Consider the following 21,115-nt stretch of genomic DNA (forward strand, 5'->3'; position numbering starts at 1 on the left):
GCCGTGGCGTGCCTTCTAGCTAAGGGCGTTCGGGCTTGCAAGACGTTTGTGGCAGTTTTTGGAGAAAATTTTTCGCCTTTATAAACGCCGCGAAGTTACCTTGAAAAACTTCGCATCACAGGCACGAAAAAACGCCCCGATTTGGCCTCGGGGCGTTTCGATTTTTGGCAGGTTTTACAGGTTGCCCGCACTCATTTCGCGGGCGATGTGATCGGCCTGACGGATAGCCAAAGCCACAATCGTCAGCGTCGGGTTTTCTGCTGCCCCTGTTGTGAATTGCGACCCGTCGGAAATGAACAGGTTCGAAATGTCGTGGGTCTGACCCCACTTGTTCACAACGCCATCACGCGCGTTTTCCGACATCCGGTTGGTGCCCAGATTGTGCGTCGACGGATACGGCGGCGTCGGGAAGACGCGTGTCGCGCCGACGGCCTCGTACACCGCGATACCCTGTTTGTAGGCATGGTTGCGCATCGCGATGTCGTTGGGGTGATCATCGAAATGCACGTTCGCCACCGGCAGACCGTATTGGTCTTTCACATCGTGGTTCAGCGTTACGCGGTTGGTTTCCTGCGGCATGTCTTCGCCAACCAGCCACATGCCAGCCATGTTTTCATAGCCGTCCAATGCGGTGGTGAACTCACGCCCCCAAGCGCCCGGATCAAGGAAGGCCGCCATGAACGGAATGCCCAGCGCCAGCGTTTCCATTTCATAACCACCGACAAATCCGCGGGATGGGTCGTGTTTGGCTTCGTCCTGAATGATGCCAGCCATGGTCGTGCCGCGCCACATACGGACAGGTTTGTCGAACACCGCATAGACCGAACCGGTCATGTGCCGCATATAGTTGCGCCCCACCTGCCCCGAGCTATTGGCCAGACCATCAGGGAACATCGACGACGCCGAGTTCAGCAGCAAGCGCGGGCTTTCGAACGAATTGCCAGCCACGCAGACAATGCGTGCTTTCTGAAGCTGCAGATTGCCATCCGCATCGAAGTATTCGACGCCTGTCACCTTGCCCGCTTCATTGTGAACGATGCGTGCCACATGGGCGCGTTCGCGGACCTCAAGGTTTCCTGTCGCTTCACCGCGCGGAATGTCGGTGTAGGCGGCAGACCACTTGGCGCCCCACTTACAGCCTTGGAAACAGAAGCCAGTTTGCTGGCAGGCCATCCGTTCGTCGTTCCACGCCGAGTTGATCGCCATGCGACCGGTCGACACCTCTTTGTAGCCAAGCGCGCGTGCGCCTTTTTCAAAGACCTTGTAGTTGTTGTTGCCCGGAAGGCCCTCGCGGCCGCCAGTGCGCGTTACGCCCAGTTTGTTCTCGGCCTTGGTGTACCACTGGTCCATTTCCGCCGGATCAATCGGCCAGTCCAGCAGGTTCGCGCCCTGGACATCACCATAGGTCGTTTTGGCCTTCCATTCGTGGTCCTGAAACCGCAGCGATGCGCCAGCCCAGTGCGTTGTGGTGCCACCAACCGCCTTAACGATCCACGCAGGCAGACCGGAAAAGTCCTTGGCAACGCGCCAGTCACCGGACGTGGTGCGTGGGTCGGTCCAGGCAAGCTGACCAAAGCTTTCCCATTCGTCGTTGATGTAGTCGTCGGGCAAATACCGCCCGCCCGCTTCCAGCGCGACGACCTTCACGCCCTTCTGGGCCAGTTCATTGGACAGAACCCCGCCACCGGCGCCGGTTCCGATTACGACGACAACACTGTCGTCATTCAGATCAAAAGGTGCAGCCATAGCTATCTCCTCCCACTATGGCTCAAAGCCAGTTGATGTCGTTGAAACCGCGCTCGATGTAGCCACCTTTCGAGTAGCTCTCGCCCTCATAGCCAAAGATCGGCCACACGGCCTTTTGGTTATAAAGGCCGGTCACAAGACCACCGCGGATTTGCTGGAAGAAGGCGCTGTCCTCCATCGAGCGCAGGATATCAACGCGGTCGCGTTCCCATCCCGCCCCAAGGTAAGACCCATGACCACGCCCCTGCGCTGCCGCATCCAACGCGGCGATGCCCGACGTAATACCAGCGGCAGCATCGGCGTTGTCATAGCCTTTGACGGCCAGAACATAGTTTTCATCGGGGATACGGTCGTGCGGATAGATATCGCGCGCCATCTGGACCAGCGTGGCAAAAACCTGCGGGTCCAGATGAGTGGTTTCCATCGCCCAAGCGGCGTTCGGGGATGCAATAAACCCTGCGCCGATGACGAATGATGCGCCAGCGGCTGTCGCTGACGACAAAAGCTGGCGGCGGGTTAACCCCCGCGGGCTTGCTGTGTTTGTCATGGGTCTCCTCCATCTCATGACAGTGTGTTCGGGTATTTCCGGCAGGTCAGGTCACTTGAAGCGACCACCCCGCTCCAACACCTCGATTTCGTAGCCGTCCGGATCGGCCACAAAGAAAAAGCGAGCGATCACATCGCCACCCGGTGCAAATTCGACCAATTTTCTGGGCTTCAGCCCTGCCTCCACAAAGCGGGCATGTTCGGCATCAAGGTTTTCGACCGACACAGCCAGATGACCGTAGCCGTCACCAAGGTCATAGGACTCTTCCCGGCCTTTGTTGACGGTCAGTTCCAGTTCGAATTCTGTTTCGGGATTGCTGAGGTAAACAAGCGTGAAGCTGTCGAAATCCAGACGGTCTGCAACCTTTAGACCGAACGCTTGTTCGTAAAATTCCAATGACCGCGCTTCGTCGAGAACGCGGATCATGCTGTGTATGGCTTTGGCCAAGGGCCCCTCCTGAATTGGTCAACGTGGTTACCAAGTCAGGATGACGCAGCGGCAGATCAGGCGGGTAGTAGCGTCATACTACACCTGAATTTTCTTCGTTGGCCTATTCGGCAGCGATGGATTGCGATCCGTCGTGATGGTCGGTTGCACCGGATTGTGCCATAAAAACAAGGCACGCGGTCCGCAGCAGCGACGTGAAGTTCACAGGTTCGCCCCGCGTCTCAAGCACTTCTGCATGCAGTTTAGAAATAAAAGCCGGTGTCGAAACGCCGTCCGCTTCGGAAATCTGATCAAGGATCACCCAAAACGCGTTTTCAAGGCGCAGGCTTGTGCTTTGACCGTTCAATCGCAAGCGTCGAGTCGTCGACGTGTACCGTTCCGGATCCTGTCCGGCGAAGACCTGGCACATGAGTAACTCCCTTCTTGGATGTGTTACCCAGCTTGTCACGACCGATGCCGCGACGTCCAGTCATCTTTCTGGATACGTATCGTGCGACCACCACACGCATACCTTTGCGCGTGGCGTGCAATCGAAAAGCAGTGGGATAAAAATCCTCAGGCAGCGTCTTCGGATGTCTGGCTATCGTCCTTCGCGGCATCATGCAGACGGATTTTGGCAACCATCACCTGTGTGCCATCGTTTTCCTTCATCCGCTGAACCTTCAGCTTGCCCAGTGGAGGCAGGTTAAATTCGCGACCATCGCCCAGCTCTTGCCCGAGAACTTCAAGCATAGCTTCGACAACGGGTTTGACGTCTTTCTTTTTCATGCCCGACCGCGCAACGACAAGATCGATGAATTCCTTGCGCTTCAGCTCTTCCGGCTCTGCGCTTTTGGTCAGGGTCGCGGCGACCGCCTGATCAATTGCTTCCTGCACTTCAAGTTCTTCTTTGACACGCACCTGATCGATGGACACGACCTGTGGCACGGGCGCCTTGGCTTTCGTGGTTTTAGAAGCCGGAGCCTTCTTGGCAGCCGTCGTTTTCGCAGTTGTTGATTTACGTGTTGTCATGCTCAATTGCCCTATTTTTATGATGGCCGCTTTGCGCGGCACTGCACTTATGGGTTGCAGCAACCCTAGCAGACTCTGGCAAAAATGCAAAATGTGATTGGTAGATGCCTTAAAACGTAGATAATTTCTGAATAGCAAAAGCAAAGGGCCGCCCAAATAATGGGCGGCCCTTTTTAATCAATCACAAGCTTTGCTTAGTGCGCGATGGCGCCTGTTTTCTCGTCCGACTTAGACAGTGCAGCTGCCGCCGCTTCTTCGGCTTCTTCGTCCCATTCAATCGCCTCAGGCTCACGAATAAGGGCGTGCTTCAGAACCTCGGACACGTGCTCTACCGGAATGATTTCCAAGCCGCTTTTTACGTTGTCGGGCAGCTCGGCCAGATCTTTCTCGTTCTCTTTGGGAATGAGAACGGTCTTGATTCCGCCACGCAGCGCCGCCAGCAGCTTTTCTTTCAGACCACCGATCGCCAAAGCGTTCCCACGCAATGTGACCTCGCCTGTCATGGCGATGTCCTTGCGCACCGGAATACCGGTCAGAACAGACACGATGGACGTCACCATGGCCAAGCCGGCAGACGGACCATCCTTGGGCGTCGCGCCTTCGGGCACGTGCACGTGGATGTCCCACTTTTCGAACTTGGGCGGTTTGACACCAATCTGCGGGCTGATCGAACGGACATAGCTGGATGCCGCATCAATCGACTCTTTCATGACGTCGCCCAGCTTACCCGTGGTCTTCATTCGGCCCTTACCGGGCAGACGCAGTGCTTCGATCTGCAACAGATCGCCACCAACCGAGGTATAGGCCAGACCGGTCACAACACCGACCTGATGTTCGTCTTCAGCCAGACCATAGCGGTGCTTCCGAACGCCAAGGAAGTCGGGCAGGTTTTCTGCCGTCACAACGACCTTCTCCGCCTCTTTCTTGACGATCTTGGTCACTGCCTTCCGCGCCAGCTTCGATACTTCACGCTCAAGGTTCCGTACACCGGCCTCGCGTGTGTAGTAGCGAATGACGTCTGTCAGCGCTTCGTCCGTGATCTCGAACTCGCCATCTTTCAGACCGTGGTTCGCGACCGCCTTACCGATCAGGTGACGCTTGGCGATTTCCGCCTTTTCGTCTTCGGTGTAGCCGGACAGCGGGATGATCTCCATCCGGTCCAGAAGCGGGCCCGGCATGTTGTAGCTGTTCGACGTGGTCAGGAACATGACGTTCGACAGATCGTATTCGACCTCAAGATAGTGGTCGACGAAGGTCGAATTCTGTTCCGGATCAAGCACCTCAAGCATGGCCGATGCGGGATCGCCACGGAAGTCCTGACCCATCTTGTCGATCTCATCGAGCAGGATCAGCGGGTTCGTGGTTTTCGCCTTTTTCAGCGCCTGAATGATCTTACCGGGCATCGAACCGATGTACGTCCGACGGTGGCCGCGGATTTCGGATTCGTCACGTACACCACCGAGAGAGATGCGAATGAATTCGCGTCCCGTTGCTTTGGCCACGGATTTGCCCAGCGATGTCTTACCAACACCCGGAGGGCCGACAAGGCACATGATCGGGCCTTTCAGCTTTTTCGAACGCTGCTGAACCGCCAGATATTCGACGATACGTTCCTTGACCTTATCAAGGCTGTAGTGATCGTCATCGAGGATCTTCTGCGCACGGCCAAGGTCCTTTTTGACCCGCGATTTTGTGCCCCACGGAATGGACAGCATCCAATCCAGATAATTGCGCACAACAGTAGCTTCTGCCGACATCGGGCTCATGTTCTTGAGCTTTTTGATCTCGGCTTCGGCCTTTTCTTTGGCCTCTTTGGACAGATCGGTCTCAGAGACGCGCTTTTCCAGCTCGGCCACTTCGTTCTGGCCGTCTTCACCGTCGCCGAGTTCCTTCTGAATGGCCTTCATCTGCTCATTCAGATAGTACTCGCGCTGGGTGCGCTCCATCTGGCTTTTGACGCGTGTCTTGATCTTTTTCTCGACCTGCAGAACGCTCATTTCGCCCTGCATGTGGCCATAAACTTTTTCCAACCGGTCCGAGATCGCCAGCGTTTCCAGAATTTCCTGCTTCTGGTTCACTTCGATACCCAGATGGCCCGCAACCAGATCGGCCAGCGTAGCAGCATCGGTTGTTTCGCCAACGGCGCTTAGTGCTTCGTCGGGGATGTTTTTCTTGATCTTTGCATAGCGCTCGAACTCGTCCGCGACGGTGCGCACCAGCGCCTCGATTGCGGTGCTGTCGCCCGGCATTTCGGTCAGCAGTTCGGCCTTGGCTTCGAAGAAGCTGTCGTTTTCTACGTATTCTTCAATCCGAACACGTGCCTGGCCTTCGACCAGCACCTTAACGGTGCCGTCGGGCAGCTTCAGAAGCTGAAGCACATTTGCCAGAACGCCGGTCTGATAAATGCCGTCGCTCTGCGGATCGTCCTCGGCAGGATCAATTTGGCTTGCAAGCAGGATCTGCTTGTCGTCAGCCATCACCTCTTCCAGTGCGCGTACCGATTTCTCGCGCCCTACGAAGAGCGGCACGATCATATGCGGGAACACGACGATGTCGCGCAGCGGCAGAACTGGATAGGATGCATTCAAAGGCTGTTGCATAGACTTTCCTTATACTTGGCAAGACGACCGCGTCCCGAAATCGGCAACTCAGATCGCCCCCGTGTCAGAAGGATAAACTGGGGTCTCGTCCGCAGTTTTTCAACTGCCCAGAGCATCCTTTGAACCTAGAATGACGCGCGGCGCGCATGGGTGCAAGCTGTGCATCAGGGCTTATCCCCAGAAAACGGCCAATCGCGCCGCCTTATCAGCGAATTGAAGATATTTTTTCGCACCGCGCGGGAATTTTACCGAGCCTCTGCACAGTAACGCGCCGTTGAGCCCAAAGGTCTTGCTGGTGACTTTTGGCACTGAAATCCGGAGCAATGGTAAACCAATACATCCAACACGCGCATCAGGCATGGGACAGCATCCGCGTCAGTGCAGAAAAATATTCATATTTATCAAAGATCAAAACAAATACCCGACAAGCAAAACCCCACCAACCCCTTCAAAACAGGTGTAACAATCGGCATTTTAGCGTCATAAATCTGTAGCCAAACTGTTTCACAAAGCAGACAGCACACGAACTGACGATCTGGGTTAGAGGAAAAAATTTATGAAAATCGCAATTCTGGGTGGGGATGGCTTCTGCGGATGGCCCACAAGCTTGCATCTTTCCAATCAAGGTCACAAAGTTCACATCATCGACAACCTGTCACGCCGCTGGATCGACACCGAACTGGGCGTGCAATCCCTGACGCCCATGGACTCGATCCAGGAACGTTGCCGCATCTGGAAGCAGACCAGCGGCGAGACGATCCATTTCCACCTGCTGGACCTTGCCAAAGAATATGAACGGCTGAAGGCGTGGATGATCGAACACAAACCCGACGCCATCGTGCATTTCGCCGAACAGCGCGCCGCGCCCTATTCGATGAAATCCGACCGCCATAAAGTCTATACCGTCAACAACAACGTCAACGCGACGCACAACCTGATCGCCTCTGTGGTCGAGTCCGGTATTGATCCGCATATCGTGCACCTCGGCACGATGGGCGTTTACGGCTACTCGACCATCGGCGCGCCGATCCCCGAAGGCTATCTGGATGTGTCTATCGACACGCCCAATGGCCCCAAGCATCAGGAAATCCTGTACCCGACGCGCCCCGGTTCGGTCTATCACATGACCAAGTCGCTGGATCAGATCCTGTTCCAGTTCTACGCCCAAAACGACGGGTTGCGCGTCACCGACCTGCACCAAGGCATCGTCTGGGGCACGCACACAGACCAGACCCGCCGCCACGAACAGCTGATCAACCGCTTTGATTATGACGGCGATTACGGCACCGTTCTGAACCGCTTCCTGATCCAAGCGGCCATCGGTTACCCGCTGACAGTACACGGCACAGGTGGCCAGACACGTGCGTTCATCCACATCCAGGATTCCGTGCGCTGCATCGAACTGGCGCTTTCCGACGCGCCCAAGGCCGGTGATCGGGTGAAAATCTTCAACCAGATGACGGAAACCCACCGTGTTCGCGATCTGGCGGAACTGGTATCGAAACTGACAGGGGCCGAGATCAAGTATCTGCCGAACCCGCGTAAGGAAGCAGCCGAAAACGATTTGATCGTGGATAACGATCAGTTCCTTGCTTTGGGCCTGAACCCGACCACGCTGGCCGATGGCTTGTTGGAAGAGGTCGTTGAAGTGGCCAAGAAATACGCCCACCGCATCGACCGGTCGCGCGTTCCGGCGGTTTCGGCATGGACCAAAGACATCGCGGGTCGCGTCGATCACGACCCCGAAGGCAAAGCGCTTAAATCCGTTTCATGAGCCTGCCGGACGATCTGAAACCAGAAGGCCCGCCCACATCGGTTCGGGCTTTCGTCACGCTCGTGACCAACGCGGATTTCGCGATGGGCGGCAAGGCTTTGATGAACTCACTGCGGATGACGGGGACGGTGGCGGACCTTGTGGTCATGCATACCGAGGCCGTTCCCGAGGAATCCCTAACCCCGCTACGGGATGCAGGCGTGCGCCTGATCAAAACCGAATTGCTGCCCACATCGGACGCGTTCAATCGCGCCCACGCCCGCGACGCGCTTCACGGCGCTGCGCCGTTCACCAAGGGCACCAAACCACCCTTCCACACGCCGCTGGATAACTTTGCCAAGCTCCGTCTGTGGCAATTGGATTATGACCGCGTGGTGTTTCTGGACGCGGACACCGTCGTAATCCGCAACATCGACACGCTATTCGACTACCCAGAGTTTTGCGCAGCACCCAATGTCTATGAAAGCGTTGCGGACTTTCACCGCATGAACTCTGGCGTTTTCACCGCGCGCCCGTCGCAAGCCACCTTTGATGACATGCTGTCCAAACTGGATGTCGAAGGCGCCTTCTGGCGACGCACCGATCAGACATTTTTGCAAAGCTACTTTCCCGACTGGCACGGCCTACCGGTGACCTACAATATGCTGCAATACGTCTGGTTCAACATGCCCGATCTTTGGAACTGGGAAAGCGTCAAAATCGTGCATTTTCAGTATGAAAAGCCATGGCAGAACCATGATAAGGTCGAAAAGCTGCGCCCGTTAATCTACCTCTGGCACAGCTATCTGAACGGCGAGACACCCGATCTGACCGCCCTGAAGAACCCCTCATGAAAATCGCGCTGACAGGGGCAACTGGGATCGCAGGGCAGGCAATTTTGCAAAGCCTTGCCGCGCATGACGTGACCATTCTGGGCAGATCCACGGTGGCGGGGCATAGCCACATAAAGTGGACACTCGACGCGCCAGCGCCGGACCTGAGCGGCTTTGACGCGCTGATTCACGCCGCCTTTCAGCACGCCCCTGGCAAATACCGCGGCGGCGAAGGGAATGACCCCGCCGGTTTCATCACATCCAATCTGGACGGAACTGTACGGCTTTTCGATGCCGCCGCCGCGCATGGGTTATCCCATGTGATTTTCCTGTCGTCCCGCGCAGTTTTCGACGGCTATCCCAAGGGAACCACGCTGACCGAAGACCTGCCTCCCAAACCAACCTCTCTCTACGGCGAGGTCAAAGTAAAGGCCGAGGCCCACCTTTCCGCCCTGCCCCTGACCGGCATCACGCTCAGGGCGACGGGTTTATATGGGAAGGGAAACGCCAACAAATGGGCGCCGTTGATTGCTGACTACCTGTCCGGAAACGCGATTGAACCGCGCGTCGCGTCCGAGGTGCATGTGCAAGATCTGGCGCAAGCGTGTCAGATTGCACTGTCGCAAAACCAATCATCCATATTCCATGTATCGGACATCTTGCTGGATCGTCACGATTTGCTGGCAATGGTGCAGAACCTAACGAACAGCCCAAATTCACTGCCCAAACGCAGCGACGCTGACGTCAGCCAGTTGGAGTGCACAAACCTGAAGGCGCTGGGCTGGCAGCCGGGCGGGATGGAATTGCTTCGCCAAACGCTGCCCGACTTACTGCCTTAACCCTCAAAGCCGCTCGATATCACCTTCGGCGCGCTGGGCGTGGAATTCTGCTTCGAACTCTGCAAAGCGACCCGCTGCAATCGCGTCGCGCATTCCCTGCATAAGCTCTTGGAAATAGTGCAGGTTGTGCCACGTCAGAAGCATCCCCGAAATCATCTCTTGCGCGCGGAACACGTGATGCAAATAAGCGCGCGAATAGTTGCTGCACGCAGGGCATGTGCACTGTTCATCCAACGGGCGCGGATCATCCTGATGGCGGGCGTTCTTGATGTTGACCTGCCCGCGACGCGTCCACGCCTGCCCGGTGCGACCGGAACGGGACGGCAAAACGCAATCCATCATATCAATGCCGCGCTTGACCGCGCCAACGATATCGTCCGGCTTGCCCACGCCCATCAGGTAACGCGGCTTGTCCACTGGCAGCATATCAGGCGCGTAGTCCAGACAGCTGAACATGGCCTCTTGCCCCTCGCCCACCGCGAGACCGCCAATGGCGTAGCCATCAAAGCCGATGTCCTGCAGCGCCTTGGCGCTTTCTTCGCGCAGGTCCTGTTCCAAACCACCCTGCTGGATGCCGAACAACGCATGCCCCGGTCGATCGCCAAAGGCATCCCGGGACCGCTGCGCCCAGCGCATCGACAGGCGCATCGATTCAGCGATGCGGTCCTTTGATGCGGGAAGCGCAGGGCATTCATCGAAACACATCACAATGTCAGAGCCCAGCAACCGCTGGATTTCCATCGACCGTTCCGGCGTCAATTCGTGCTTTGACCCGTCGATGTGGCTTTTGAAGGTCACACCCTTTTCGGTCATCTTCCGCAGATCGGCCAAGGACATCACCTGAAAGCCACCCGAGTCTGTCAGGATGGGCCGATCCCAGTTCATGAACTTGTGCAAGCCACCCAGCCGGTCAATGCGTTCCGCCGTAGGACGCAGCATCAGGTGGTAGGTATTGCCCAGCAAAATATCGGCACCGGTCGCGCGGACGCTTTCGGGCATCATCGCCTTGACGGTCGCGGCTGTTCCAACAGGCATAAATGCCGGTGTGCGGATTTCGCCACGGGGCGTCGAAATCTCTCCGGTGCGGGCGCGGCCATCGGTGGCGTGAAGGGCAAAGGAAAACTGTGTCATGGGTTCTCTCATGACCTATGCACAAAAAAATGCCAAGAGCACGCAAACGGTCGATTGCGCTTTCGCAATGCAGCGATTTCGATACCCGCTCTTTACCCCCGTTTGCCTATTCCCTATATGAACGGTCAGGAACTCTGGAAGGATCAGTCGATGTCCGACGCAAACCCGCAGCTGGAAGGTGCCCCCCTGATCGCGCCCTCAAGCACCGATCACCCCCTGTATGATCAGGTGGTCGAAGCGTGCCGTACCGTTTACGACCCCGAAATCCCGGTCAACATTTATGATCTGGGCCTGATCTATACGATTGATATCGACGCGGAAAACGCCGTGAAGATCATCATGACCCTGACTGCCCCGGGCTGTCCTGTTGCCGGTGATATGCCGGGTTGGATCGCGGACGCGGTTGAACCGCTGGCAGGTGTCAAACAGGTGGATGTCGATCTGACGTGGGAGCCGCCGTGGGGCATGGACATGATGTCTGACGAAGCACGCCTTGAACTGGGCTTCATGTAAGACCCGCAAAAACCACGATTTCTGAATTGGCCGGCATCGCGTCCGGCCTTTTTTGTGTCCCGAAACTTTAAAAAACCGTGCGAATGTGCGAAAACACACGGACGGACACAGATTGTGTCAGCACTTTTGAAAAAAACGATTATTTTTATTAGTTTGGCGAACGATCCATAGATCGGCGTCCAAAGAAATTTTGAGGTCTCATGATGAGCGACGCCGCTTTGCAAACGGCTCTTGCCTTATATTTGGGCCACTTGTTGGCTGATTATGTTTTCCAGACCGACGCAATGGTCGCCTATAAAAAAGACGCAAAGGTCATCGGCACCCATATCGGAATAGTCGCGCTTTGCAGCCTTGCCACGCTGGGTGGATCGCTTTTGGTAGTGCTGATAGTTTCCGTGCTTCACTTGCTGATCGATCTTGCCAAGATTCACCTGGTGCGGGGCGGTTTCGGGTCGTACACGGTCGATCAAATTGCCCACCTGCTTTCGATTTTATTTGTTGCGTCGACTTTCCCGTTGGCCTTTGAAACAGGGATTTGGGGCCAGCTACCCGATTTCATCTGGCCTTGGGTTGCCGCCACCTGCGGCATTTTCCTGACCACATTCGCAGGCTATTACGGAGTCGATCTTGCGTTGAACAAACCGCATCGCCCGCACAGGTCCGGTCAGCTTGTCGGGATCACAGAACGCCTTGCGATCTTGGTTCTGGGGCTGGAGGGATGGCTGATTGCGGCCCCTGTCCTACTGATCATCAAGCTTACAGCAAACAACAACAGGCTACGCGACGCGACCACCGGCAAGATCACCAATTTTGTCCGCGGATCGCTGGTTTCCTTTAGTTGGGGGATTGGCGCGACTCTGGTAACCCTTTATTTCCGAAACAATTTATAGCTTCCGCTCAGGAACTGCGCACATACGGAACCTCTCGGAAAAATGAACCTGTCCAAAGTTTTGCACCCCTTGTGTCACGGCGCTTGCAGCCCTAAATTCAGTGGCAAGTGACAGGAGAGCATTCCATGTTCAGCATTCCGGGCAAAACCCCCGTGACCATTACACCCGCAGCCGTTCAGCAAATCAGCAAGCTGATGGACCGTGAAAACCGTCATGGTTTGCGCATCGGTGTGAAAAAGGGTGGCTGCGCAGGCATGGAATACACCATGGATTACGTGGACGAAGCCGACCCCAACGATGAAGTCGTTGAACAGGATGGTGCCCGCGTTCTGATCGCGCCGATGGCGCAGATGTTCCTGTTCGGCACCGAGATCGACTACGAAACGTCGCTGCTGGAATCAGGCTTCAAGTTCCGCAACCCGAACGTCGCCGACGCCTGCGGATGCGGCGAGTCGATCAAGTTCAAGGACATCGAAGAACTTGAGGCTGAACGCGCAGCGGGCGAATAACGCCCTAGCCGGCCTTCATGTGCAGATAGGTTTCTGCAAAGCGCTTACCCAGATGTTCTCCCGCGATGATCGGGTCTGATCCCTTGGGGGCCACGTTGGTCTCGTAGTTCGGATTAAAGAACAACGGCACGGAAATTCGAGTCTCAGAAGTGCCTTTGACGCGGTGAAGCGTGGCCTTCACCTGCCCTTCCGTCCAGAACTCAAGCATCTCGCCAAAGTTGATCACAAACGTGCCCGGCTTGGCCGACACCGGCACCCAAGTGTCATCGCCGGACAGCACCTCAAGCCCCGCGACACCGTCTGTGCCCAACAAGGTCAAACAGCCATAGTCGGTATGTGCAGCGATGCCGAAATCCTTCTCGCCTGCCCAATCAGGCCGCTCGGGATAGTAGTTGCCCCGCAGCAGCGCCATTGGCCGGTCGAAGTGTTGATCGAAGTACCCGTCATCCTGCCCCAGCGCATTCGCCAGTCCGCGCAGCAATACGCGAGCGACGGCCATCGCATCGCGATAGTAGGCAGAAATGACAGTTTCAAATCCTTCAGGCAAATCCGGCCAGCGGTTCGGCGCATAGACGGCAAGGTCGGAAAATTCTGCCCCCTCGGGCAACGCAAAACCTGAATCGTAAACTTCTTTGTAATCGGGGTTGGCGTTTGGATCGACCTGTTCGGACTTGGGCGCGCCCCAACCGCGATTGGCCCCTGTAACAGCCATATTCACACGCTGTTTCTGATCCTCGGGCAGTTCAAAGAACGCGCGATACATCGCAAGGACAAGACCCATCCGCGCTGGCGTGATGGGGGTATTGCTGATCGTAAGAAACCCGACCTCGCGCGCGGCTTTGGAAAGCTCCGAGAGGGTTTCAGGTGTACCCTTTTCAATATCGGCAAAGTCGAATTCGGGGATCATGCCAGTGCTCCGATCTGTGATCCCTCCGATATTGCCCAACGGGTTTCCAGCCGCAAGTCGGCTTGACGTTTAGGCGCTAACAGGGAAGATGCGACCAAGATTTCAGGTAAGGGATACGACATGCGGATCAAACTGGCAGCAGGCAACTGGAAAATGAACGGCGTACAGGCCTCGCTGGCGGAAATCTCGGCGCTGTCTGATCATACCCAAGGGCCGTCCGAAGTTGCTATTTGCCCACCCGCGACTCTGGTCGCCGCCGCTGTTGCCATTGCCGGTGACGTGGCGATTGGGGGTCAGGATTGTCATGCCAAAACGTCCGGCGCGCACACTGGCGATATCTCGGCCGAGATGCTGAAAGACGCAGGCGCGGCTTATGTCATCACCGGCCATTCGGAACGTCGCGAAGACCACAGTGAAAGCGATGCCGACGTGAATGCGAAAACCCAAGCCGGTTGGGCCGCAGGTTTGTCCGTGATCCTGTGCATCGGCGAAAGCCTTGAAGAACGCGAAAGCGGCGCAACTCTGGACCGGATGGCCGCGCAAATGGCCGCATCGGTGCCGGATGGTGCCACAGGGGCCAATCTGGTGATTGCCTACGAACCCATCTGGGCCATCGGTACGGGCAAGGTGCCGTCGCTGGATGAGATTGCCGAGGTTCACGCCTTTATCCGCAAAACACTGACGGATCGCTTTGGCGACGAAGGTGCGAAGATGCGCGTGTTGTATGGTGGTAGCGTGAAGCCGTCGAATGCGGCGGAAATTTTTGCCGTGGCTGATGTGGATGGTGCGCTGGTTGGGGGCGCGAGCCTGAAGGCCGCTGATTTTTCCGGCATCATCGAAGCCCTGAACGCCGCATAGGGGCTTTGCCCCCTTGGCCTTCGGCCAATTCCCCCAAGGTTCTTGGGGACAGAAAATACATCAGGTCAAAATGAAAGCGGCGCCCGATTGAGGCGCCGCTTTTGGTTTATTTGGTGATGATCTCGGGTCCCATCAGCATGGTCGGTAGCCATGTGGACAGGAACGGGATGTAGGTCACCATGATCAGGAACACGAACAGCACCGCAAGGAACGGCAGAGCTGCACGCACCACCCGCATCATCGGCATGCCAGCGACGCCCGATGTCACGAAGAGGTTCAGACCAACCGGCGGTGTGATCATGCCGATTTCCATGTTGACCACCATGATGATGCCCAGATGGATCGGGTCGATGCCCAGTTCGATCGCAATCGGGAAGACCAGAGGCGCCACGATGACGATCAGGCCCGAGGGTTCCATGAACTGGCCACCGATCAGCAGGATCACGTTGACGATCACAAGGAACATCACCGCACCGAAGCCAGCAGACAGCATCGCGCCAGCAATGTGCTGCGGGATCTGTTCGTCGGTCAGCACGTGCTTCAGGATCAGCGCGTTAGCGATGATGAACATCAAGGTGATGGTCAGCTTGCCAGCCTCGAACAATGTATCCTTCGTGTCTTTGTGGAAGAAGGCTGTGATCAGAGCGATGGGTTTGCGGATCAGGGATAAGTTCGCCTCACCTTCCGGACGGGAAAGCGGTCCCATGTCGGAATAGATGAAGTTCGCGATGATGAAGGCGTAGACGGCGGCCACGGCTGCGGCCTCGGTCGGGGTGAAGATACCACCATAGATACCGCCCAGAATGATCACGATCAGGAACAGGCCCCAAGATGCTTCGCGCGCCGAGGAAAACACCTCGCCCCAGCCCTGCCATTCGCCTTTCGGCAAGTTGCGAACACGGGCGATCACATAGATTGTGGTCATCAGCATGAAACCAGCCATCAGGCCCGGGATCACACCCGCAAGGAACATACGGCCCACGGATACGTCGGTGGCCGATGCATACACAACCATAACGATGGACGGCGGGATCAAGATGCCCAGCGTACCTGCGTTGGCAATGACGCCAGCAGCGAAGTCCTTGGAGTAACCCACCTGACGCATACCTGCGATCACGATGGAACCGATGGCAACAACCGTTGCAGGGGACGAACCGGACAGGGCCGCGAACAGCATACAGGCAAACACGCCCGCAATCGCCAGACCACCCGGCAAGTGACCCACCAGCGCGATTGAGAAGCGGATGATGCGGCGTGCCACGCCACCCGTCGACATGAACGACGACGCCAGAATGAAGAACGGGATCGCCAGCAGTGTGTAGTGACCTGCCATCGCCTGGAAGAAGCTTTGGGCGATAGAGGCAAGCGACGTGTCAGACAGCACCAGAAGGAAAACTGTCGAGGCGAAGCCAAGTGATACCGCAATCGGCACACCAAGCAGCATCAGCCCAATGATGAGGGCGAAAAGAATGACGACTTCCATTGTATTAACCCTCGCGGTTCATGTGCGCGACGTCTTCGACCGCGTCTTCGGCTTCGTGGCTGACGATCAGACCGGACTGTGTACCCTTCCACAGGCGAACAAAGGCCTGAGCAAAGCGGAACAGCAGCAAACCAGCGCCAAAGGGCAGCATCGCATAGGGGATAAAGCGCGGGAGCTTTTCGTAGGATTCACCTTCGTTCATCAAAGGCTCGATCCAGCGCAGGAAATCGGGGATCGGAATGTCGATCGTCTCGTACCATGCGCGGTAGGACGTGCGCTTCATTTCCTCGAACCCTGTCGGGAACCAGCGGCCGGTTGTTTGCGGCAGGTTCGCGAAGTTCGCCCAATAGTCCCACGCGCCTTTGAACAGCAGGAACGCATAGGCCAGACACACAGCGCCTGCAAAAAGCGTAACCACACGACGTGTCCCTGTGGGCAGAATGTTAACGACCGCGTCAACACCAAGGTGTGCTGTAACTTTCACGCAATAGCTGACACCGAACAGGACAAGCCATGCAAACAGAAGTGATGTTGCTTCTAGGCCCCAGATCAGGCCGGTATTGAATCCGTACCGCAGAACCACGTTTACGAACGTGATCAGCGTCATAAGCCCGAGGATGATCGCGATGACGCTTTCCTCCAGCTCATTGACAAAACGATGTACGGCACCGTTGGCCGTGCTTCCGCTGGACATCGCTATCCCCTTTTTGAATGTCGGATACAAATAGCCCCGACACTGACCTTCAGCGCCGGGACAATTTCTAAGTCAGATTAGTGTTTTTCGTTGATCGCCTGAGCGGCGTCGATGTTTTCCTGACCTACATCTTCACGGAACTGATCCCAGACCGGCTTCATGGTTTCGACCCATGCCTGACGCTGGTCTGCGTCCAGTTGGCGAACAACACCACCGGCTTCGATGATCGCCTGCTTGGCTGCTTCGTTCACGTTTGTGGACTCAGCGTTCCGTGTGGCTGTCACCTCGGCGATGATTGTGCTCAGCTGGTCACGAACCGCCGGATCAAGGCTGTCGAACCATTCTGTCGATGTAACGACGAGATAGTCGATGATGCCGTGGTTGGTTTCTGTTGTACCGTCCTGAACTTCAAAGAACTTCTGGCCGTAGATGTTGGACCATGTGTTTTCCTGACCGTCCACAACGCCTGTCTGCAGCGCGCCGTATACTTCCGAGAACGCCATCGGCTGCGGGGATGCGCCCATCGCTGCCATCTGTGCTTTCAGAACTTCCGAGTTCTGAACACGGAATTTCAGGCCGTTTGCATCGGACGGCAGGTTCAGCGCTTTGTTCGCCGACATCTGCTTCATGCCGTTGTGCCAGAACGCCAGACCCAGCAGGCCGCGGCGTGTCATGGATTCTTTCATCGCCTGACCTGTTTCCGAGTTCTGGAACTCGTCTACAGCGTCGATGTTCTTGAACATGAACGGCAGGTCGAAGATGCGGAATTGCTTGGTGAACTGTTCAAACTTGGACAGCGAAGGTGCCGCCAGCTGTACGTCGCCCTGAAGCATTGCTTCCAGAACCTGGTCATCGTTGTAGAGTGTCGAGTTCGGGAACACTTCCATGCAGGCAGTGCCGTTCATCTCTTCGTTGACACGCTCTTGCAGCAGGGACGCCGCGATACCCTTGGGGTGGCGGTCTGTGTTGGTGACGTGGCTGAACTTGATTACCATTTCGCCTTCGTCACAGGCAGCAAATGCAGTTGTCGCACCGGATGCCATTACCGCAGCGGTTGCTACGGTCATCATCAATTTCTTCATATTGTCCTCCCAAAGACAGCTTTGAAGCCAAACACCTTCAGCAAGATGGACCTTGCTCAGGCGTTGAGAGGAACAGACAACCCGAGGCCAAACGGTGCAAGGGATGAGCGCGAACTTTCTGAAATCTTAAGATAGGACGTAAAAACAGGCGGTTATCCGCGTGTTGGCATCTGCCCGATTTTCTCATGTGCGGATTTCCACACAACGGTTAGCGCCCACAGTGCGGAAAACCGCACACTATTTTGTGACTTCGAATCTGCTGCACAGCAGCATTAGGCGCGAAAGTCTTCCGGCTTAAGGTTGTACTTGGACAGCTTGTCATAAAACGTCTTGCGCGGGAGCTTCAGCGCTTCTGCAGCGCGGCTGGCCTGCCCTTTTTCCCGCGTCAGCGTTTCGATCAGCAGCGATCTTTCGACCTGCGCCATACGCTCGGCCAGACCCATGCCTTCTGTCTGTGTGGCCGCATCCACAAGCCCAAGCGCAAAGCGCATTGCTTCGGACATAACAGCGCGCGCGTTGCCCGGCCATTCCCGCGCCATCAAGACCGCGATATGGTCTTCGGTGATCGCAGGCGGCGTCAGCCCCGCCTGCTCGCTTGCTTGTGCAACGTATTGCCGGAAGAGCACCGGAATATCTTCGGGGCGTTCTGCCAGCGACGGAATACGCAAGGTGCAGACCTGCAAACGATAGTACAGATCCGGCGTCAGCGGCCCGTCGTTGTCCGCATCATCCAGTGGAACGTCCGTCCCACCGATCAGCGTCGGACCGCCCTGTTCGATCAGATCGACCAGCGCGATCTGCGTATCCGCAGGTAGCGCGCCGATTTCATCCAGAAAAACGGTGCCGTCCCCTGCGTCTGACCATAGCTTTTGAATATCGCTCCGGCTCAGCCCGCGGGATGAGCGTTTTTCAAAGTTCAGCTTTGCACGTGGCGAACTCAGGTGAATGACCTCGGCCACCTTGGACAGACCCGATCCCGGCGCCCCTGTGACCAGAATTGACGCCTTGGTTTTGGCCGCCGCCCGCACCGCGTTACGCAGCGCTTCGGCCTGTGCAGACCGACCAAAGATCAGACGCGACGCCGGGTCACCGGCTTCAAGCTCGGCCTTCAAGCGTCTGTTTTCCAGCACCAATTGCCGCGTCTTCAGCGCACGCTGGATCACAGCCACCAGATCGGCCGGCGCGCAGGGCTTTTCAATAAAATCAAACGCCCCGTTCGACATGGCCCGCACGGCCATCGGAATATCGCCTTCGCCGGTCAGTAAGATCACTGGCAGATCTGCATCGGCCTTCTTTGCATAGTCCAGAACATGAAATCCGTCTCGACCGGGCATGCGAATATCCGACAGGATGATGCCGTCGAAGTCCGGCGCGATCTTTTCTTTCACCTCGACAAACGACCCTGCGACCAGCGGCTCAAGATCGTTCAGCTCAAGCGTTTGCCCAATCGCATCGCGAACAGCAGCATCATCATCGATCACCAGCACACGGTTCGTCATGCCGCCTGTCCTTCTTCCGTCGTTATTCCGTCGACCCAGCGTTCAAGGACCACGGTAAAAACAGCGCCGCCGCCCTCTGCGTTCGCACCCCGAATGGTGCCGCCGAAACTCTGCACAAGGCCATAGCTGATCGACAGACCAAGCCCCATGCCCTCGGCGCTACCCACCTTTTTCGTGGTGTAGAACGGGTCGAAAAGCCGTTCGGGTTCTTCGATGCCCGGTCCCGTATCGCGCACGCTCACAGACAGCTCCGGCCCGTCGTCGACGGCCACGTACAGCTTCCGCTCGGGGCTATCAACCATAGCATCGGCGGCATTGGTGATCAGATTTACAAAAACCTGTGCCAGTCGCACCTCACCTGCACGGGCCCAGACCGGACTCTTGGGAATATCGCAGATCAGCTCGACATCCGCCGCGTGAAGACGGGCTTCTGTCAGCTCAAAAGCCGTCTGAAGAACCCCGACAACATCGATCTTGCCCGAAGGAATACTTTCCTGCCGCGAAAACGCGCGGAGGTTCTGAATGATGCGGCCCATACGTCTTGCCAGATCAGAAATCCGGCTCAGGTTTTCGGCTGCACGGTCGGGTTTATCACGGTCCAGAAAGGCCGATCCGTTTTCTGCAAAGGACCGGATGGCCATCAACGGCTGGTTCAATTCGTGGCTGATCCCTGCTGACATCTTGCCCAGCGCCGAAAGCTTGCCTGCCTGAACAAGCTCGTCCTGCGCCTTTTTCAAAGCGGCCTCGGCTTCTTGCCGTTCAGTGACCTCGCGGCGCAATTCCTTGTTCAACTGCAACAACGCCTCGGTTCGTTTCGACACGCGGTCTTCCAACACAAGGTTGGCCTCGGCCAGCGCACGGCGCCGTTCCAACGCCAGAAACAGCAAAGCGCCGAAGAACAGGCTGACCGCCCCGACAAACGCGGCTTGAAGGCTGGCAATACGGCGGGCGGGAGACACATCAATCAGCGCCGCCCCCGTTAGGCCGACAACAGGAAGCGCTTCGGTGATATAGACAGCCGTCTCGGGGACATAGGGGCTCCAATCCTGCTGCCAGATCGTGTGGCTTCCGAACTGAACTGTGATCGCCTCGTAGGTACGCCCGTTCGGTGACACCATCTGCCGCGCGCCGTCCTTTCGCCAGAACAGAAGCTCGGACCGGTTGGTCGCAATGATGCGCCCATCTTCGTCGGTAAAGAACACACTGGGCAGGTTGCCCCGCCAGTCCTGCTCCAACGTATCAAGACTGACAGCCACAAGGATGATGCCCACCACATTCGCATCTCCGAACTGCGGCGCGGCGAAATAGAACACGCGCTTGGCAACGCGATCCCCAAGCACGCCACGGCCCGATCCCAGCGCCCCGTTGGCCGCACGTTTCACAAAAGAGGAAGTGAGAACATTTGGCGGAACAGCCTCGCCGATCGAAGCCAGCAATGTCCCGTCCGGAGCCAGCAAGGCCGCAGCCAGCGTGCCGGTTTTATCAGAGGCACGCAGCAACACCTCTTCTGCGCGCGCACGGCCTTCTTCTGTGTCAGCCCCGTACATATCGGGATGGTCAGCCATCAGAACCGCAAATTCGCGGTAGCGCTGAAGCTGGATCACCAGACGATCCGCAGCCAGTAGCAAATCGGACCGACCCCGTGCCGCCACGGGATCAAGCGCCTGCTTATAGCCGTTCGCCCACACGCTGCCGACGATGGCCATCACGACCATCAGAAAAACCGCCAGCGGCGTTTTTTGTGTCCGAAAGAAACTTCCCATGCCTCACACT

General features: G+C 56.8%; 21 protein-coding genes. 7 read left to right on the forward strand and 14 right to left on the reverse strand.

Annotation, left to right across the window (positions count from 1 at the left end; genetic code table 11):
- Positions 1-174: 174 nt before the first annotated feature.
- The 7 genes from C4S59_RS00850 to C4S59_RS19450 all read right to left on the reverse strand — a co-directional run bounded on the left by C4S59_RS00850 (position 175) and on the right by C4S59_RS19450 (position 6,711).
- Positions 175-1,746 carry a GMC family oxidoreductase gene (locus C4S59_RS00850; protein WP_103908588.1) on the reverse strand — a complete coding sequence of 524 codons (1,572 nt, stop codon included), beginning with the start codon at positions 1,744-1,746 and terminating at the stop codon, positions 175-177.
- 22 nt (positions 1,747-1,768) lie between these two features.
- Positions 1,769-2,293 carry a Twin-arginine translocation pathway signal gene (locus C4S59_RS00855; protein WP_103908589.1) on the reverse strand — a complete coding sequence of 175 codons (525 nt, stop codon included), beginning with the start codon at positions 2,291-2,293 and terminating at the stop codon, positions 1,769-1,771.
- A gap of 51 nt (positions 2,294-2,344) precedes the next feature.
- A complete protein-coding gene (locus C4S59_RS00860) occupies positions 2,345-2,740 on the reverse strand; it encodes a VOC family protein (protein WP_103908590.1) in 396 nt (131 codons plus the stop codon).
- A gap of 103 nt (positions 2,741-2,843) precedes the next feature.
- The gene (locus C4S59_RS00865) at positions 2,844-3,149 is read right to left on the reverse strand and encodes a ribbon-helix-helix domain-containing protein (protein WP_103908591.1); all 306 of its coding nucleotides are present in this window, start codon (positions 3,147-3,149) and stop codon (positions 2,844-2,846) included.
- A gap of 146 nt (positions 3,150-3,295) precedes the next feature.
- A complete protein-coding gene (locus C4S59_RS00870; protein WP_103908592.1) occupies positions 3,296-3,751 on the reverse strand; it encodes an HU family DNA-binding protein in 456 nt (151 codons plus the stop codon).
- A 194-nt stretch (positions 3,752-3,945) separates the two neighbouring features.
- A complete protein-coding gene (lon, locus tag C4S59_RS00875; protein WP_103908593.1) occupies positions 3,946-6,351 on the reverse strand; it encodes an endopeptidase La in 2,406 nt (801 codons plus the stop codon).
- 171 nt (positions 6,352-6,522) lie between these two features.
- The gene (locus C4S59_RS19450; protein WP_146064492.1) at positions 6,523-6,711 is read right to left on the reverse strand and encodes a hypothetical protein; all 189 of its coding nucleotides are present in this window, start codon (positions 6,709-6,711) and stop codon (positions 6,523-6,525) included.
- Positions 6,712-6,907: 196 nt separating this feature from the next.
- Here C4S59_RS19450 and C4S59_RS00880 point away from each other — a divergent pair, with 196 nt between their 5' ends.
- Genes C4S59_RS00880 through C4S59_RS00890 form a run of 3 tightly spaced genes read left to right on the forward strand, consistent with a single transcriptional unit; the run spans position 6,908 to position 9,776 of the window.
- Complete coding sequence (locus C4S59_RS00880) at positions 6,908-8,125, forward strand: NAD-dependent epimerase/dehydratase family protein (protein WP_103908594.1); 1,218 nt, start codon at positions 6,908-6,910, stop codon at positions 8,123-8,125.
- Positions 8,122-8,958, forward strand: coding sequence for a glycosyltransferase (locus tag C4S59_RS00885; RefSeq protein ID WP_103908595.1), 837 nt, complete (start codon positions 8,122-8,124; stop codon positions 8,956-8,958). The genes C4S59_RS00880 and C4S59_RS00885 overlap by 4 nt, the downstream gene beginning before the upstream one ends.
- Positions 8,955-9,776 (forward strand): NAD-dependent epimerase/dehydratase family protein, encoded by an 822-nt coding sequence (locus C4S59_RS00890; protein ID WP_103908596.1) that lies wholly within the window; start codon positions 8,955-8,957, stop codon positions 9,774-9,776. The genes C4S59_RS00885 and C4S59_RS00890 overlap by 4 nt, the downstream gene beginning before the upstream one ends.
- A 3-nt stretch (positions 9,777-9,779) precedes the next feature.
- Here the strand turns inward: C4S59_RS00890 and tgt are convergent, their stop codons facing one another.
- Positions 9,780-10,907 carry a tRNA guanosine(34) transglycosylase Tgt gene (tgt, locus tag C4S59_RS00895; protein WP_103908597.1) on the reverse strand — a complete coding sequence of 376 codons (1,128 nt, stop codon included), beginning with the start codon at positions 10,905-10,907 and terminating at the stop codon, positions 9,780-9,782.
- A 150-nt stretch (positions 10,908-11,057) separates the two neighbouring features.
- On the opposite strand from tgt, the gene C4S59_RS00900 reads away from it, so the two are divergent.
- From C4S59_RS00900 to C4S59_RS00910, 3 genes are all read left to right on the forward strand, one after another.
- Positions 11,058-11,420: an SUF system Fe-S cluster assembly protein gene (locus tag C4S59_RS00900; protein ID WP_103908598.1), complete on the forward strand. Its 363-nt coding sequence runs from the start codon at positions 11,058-11,060 to the stop codon at positions 11,418-11,420.
- Positions 11,421-11,623: 203 nt separating this feature from the next.
- Entirely contained in the window at positions 11,624-12,310 is a 687-nt protein-coding gene (locus C4S59_RS00905) for a DUF3307 domain-containing protein (protein WP_268810614.1), read from the forward strand.
- A 125-nt stretch (positions 12,311-12,435) separates the two neighbouring features.
- A complete protein-coding gene (locus tag C4S59_RS00910) occupies positions 12,436-12,819 on the forward strand; it encodes a HesB/IscA family protein (protein ID WP_103908600.1) in 384 nt (127 codons plus the stop codon).
- 4 nt (positions 12,820-12,823) lie between these two features.
- Here the strand turns inward: C4S59_RS00910 and C4S59_RS00915 are convergent, their stop codons facing one another.
- Positions 12,824-13,726, reverse strand: a complete 903-nt coding sequence (locus C4S59_RS00915) for an isopenicillin N synthase family dioxygenase (RefSeq protein WP_103908601.1) — start codon at positions 13,724-13,726, stop codon at positions 12,824-12,826.
- Between the two features lie 120 nt (positions 13,727-13,846).
- Here C4S59_RS00915 and tpiA point away from each other — a divergent pair, with 120 nt between their 5' ends.
- The gene (tpiA, locus tag C4S59_RS00920) at positions 13,847-14,584 is read left to right on the forward strand and encodes a triose-phosphate isomerase (RefSeq protein WP_103908602.1); all 738 of its coding nucleotides are present in this window, start codon (positions 13,847-13,849) and stop codon (positions 14,582-14,584) included.
- Between the two features lie 106 nt (positions 14,585-14,690).
- Here tpiA and C4S59_RS00925 read toward each other — a convergent pair whose 3' ends face one another.
- From C4S59_RS00925 to C4S59_RS00945, 5 genes are all read right to left on the reverse strand, one after another.
- Entirely contained in the window at positions 14,691-16,067 is a 1,377-nt protein-coding gene (locus C4S59_RS00925) for a TRAP transporter large permease (RefSeq protein ID WP_103908603.1), read from the reverse strand.
- Positions 16,068-16,071: 4 nt separating this feature from the next.
- A complete protein-coding gene (locus tag C4S59_RS00930) occupies positions 16,072-16,761 on the reverse strand; it encodes a TRAP transporter small permease (RefSeq protein ID WP_103908604.1) in 690 nt (229 codons plus the stop codon).
- 77 nt (positions 16,762-16,838) lie between these two features.
- Complete coding sequence (locus tag C4S59_RS00935; RefSeq protein WP_200813144.1) at positions 16,839-17,843, reverse strand: DctP family TRAP transporter solute-binding subunit; 1,005 nt, start codon at positions 17,841-17,843, stop codon at positions 16,839-16,841.
- A gap of 272 nt (positions 17,844-18,115) precedes the next feature.
- The gene (locus tag C4S59_RS00940) at positions 18,116-19,342 is read right to left on the reverse strand and encodes a sigma-54-dependent transcriptional regulator (RefSeq protein ID WP_103908605.1); all 1,227 of its coding nucleotides are present in this window, start codon (positions 19,340-19,342) and stop codon (positions 18,116-18,118) included.
- The gene (locus C4S59_RS00945) at positions 19,339-21,105 is read right to left on the reverse strand and encodes a sensor histidine kinase (RefSeq protein WP_103908606.1); all 1,767 of its coding nucleotides are present in this window, start codon (positions 21,103-21,105) and stop codon (positions 19,339-19,341) included. The genes C4S59_RS00940 and C4S59_RS00945 overlap by 4 nt, the downstream gene beginning before the upstream one ends.
- Positions 21,106-21,115: the final 10 nt, after the last annotated feature.

Source organism: Thalassococcus halodurans (assembly GCF_900108225.1).
Classification (GTDB): Bacteria; Pseudomonadota; Alphaproteobacteria; order Rhodobacterales; family Rhodobacteraceae; genus Thalassococcus; species Thalassococcus halodurans.

What these genes read in the sequence shown, in the direction of transcription:
- C4S59_RS00850 (WP_103908588.1), bottom strand. Translation starts at nt 1,746, where the DNA reads ATGGCTGCACCTTTTGATCTGAATGACGACAGTGTTGTCGTCGTAATC.
- C4S59_RS00905 (WP_268810614.1), top strand. Translation starts at nt 11,624, where the DNA reads ATGAGCGACGCCGCTTTGCAAACGGCTCTTGCCTTATATTTGGGCCAC.
- C4S59_RS00870 (WP_103908592.1), bottom strand. Translation starts at nt 3,751, where the DNA reads ATGACAACACGTAAATCAACAACTGCGAAAACGACGGCTGCCAAGAAG.
- C4S59_RS00915 (WP_103908601.1), bottom strand. Translation starts at nt 13,726, where the DNA reads ATGATCCCCGAATTCGACTTTGCCGATATTGAAAAGGGTACACCTGAA.
- C4S59_RS00910 (WP_103908600.1), top strand. Translation starts at nt 12,436, where the DNA reads ATGTTCAGCATTCCGGGCAAAACCCCCGTGACCATTACACCCGCAGCC.
- tpiA (WP_103908602.1), top strand. Translation starts at nt 13,847, where the DNA reads ATGCGGATCAAACTGGCAGCAGGCAACTGGAAAATGAACGGCGTACAG.
- lon (WP_103908593.1), bottom strand. Translation starts at nt 6,351, where the DNA reads ATGCAACAGCCTTTGAATGCATCCTATCCAGTTCTGCCGCTGCGCGAC.
- C4S59_RS00940 (WP_103908605.1), bottom strand. Translation starts at nt 19,342, where the DNA reads ATGACGAACCGTGTGCTGGTGATCGATGATGATGCTGCTGTTCGCGAT.
- C4S59_RS00945 (WP_103908606.1), bottom strand. Translation starts at nt 21,105, where the DNA reads ATGGGAAGTTTCTTTCGGACACAAAAAACGCCGCTGGCGGTTTTTCTG.
- C4S59_RS00900 (WP_103908598.1), top strand. Translation starts at nt 11,058, where the DNA reads ATGTCCGACGCAAACCCGCAGCTGGAAGGTGCCCCCCTGATCGCGCCC.
- C4S59_RS00865 (WP_103908591.1), bottom strand. Translation starts at nt 3,149, where the DNA reads ATGTGCCAGGTCTTCGCCGGACAGGATCCGGAACGGTACACGTCGACG.
- C4S59_RS00930 (WP_103908604.1), bottom strand. Translation starts at nt 16,761, where the DNA reads ATGTCCAGCGGAAGCACGGCCAACGGTGCCGTACATCGTTTTGTCAAT.
- C4S59_RS00925 (WP_103908603.1), bottom strand. Translation starts at nt 16,067, where the DNA reads ATGGAAGTCGTCATTCTTTTCGCCCTCATCATTGGGCTGATGCTGCTT.
- tgt (WP_103908597.1), bottom strand. Translation starts at nt 10,907, where the DNA reads ATGACACAGTTTTCCTTTGCCCTTCACGCCACCGATGGCCGCGCCCGC.
- C4S59_RS00880 (WP_103908594.1), top strand. Translation starts at nt 6,908, where the DNA reads ATGAAAATCGCAATTCTGGGTGGGGATGGCTTCTGCGGATGGCCCACA.
- C4S59_RS19450 (WP_146064492.1), bottom strand. Translation starts at nt 6,711, where the DNA reads ATGCCTGATGCGCGTGTTGGATGTATTGGTTTACCATTGCTCCGGATT.
- C4S59_RS00890 (WP_103908596.1), top strand. Translation starts at nt 8,955, where the DNA reads ATGAAAATCGCGCTGACAGGGGCAACTGGGATCGCAGGGCAGGCAATT.
- C4S59_RS00885 (WP_103908595.1), top strand. Translation starts at nt 8,122, where the DNA reads ATGAGCCTGCCGGACGATCTGAAACCAGAAGGCCCGCCCACATCGGTT.
- C4S59_RS00855 (WP_103908589.1), bottom strand. Translation starts at nt 2,293, where the DNA reads ATGACAAACACAGCAAGCCCGCGGGGGTTAACCCGCCGCCAGCTTTTG.
- C4S59_RS00935 (WP_200813144.1), bottom strand. Translation starts at nt 17,843, where the DNA reads ATGAAGAAATTGATGATGACCGTAGCAACCGCTGCGGTAATGGCATCC.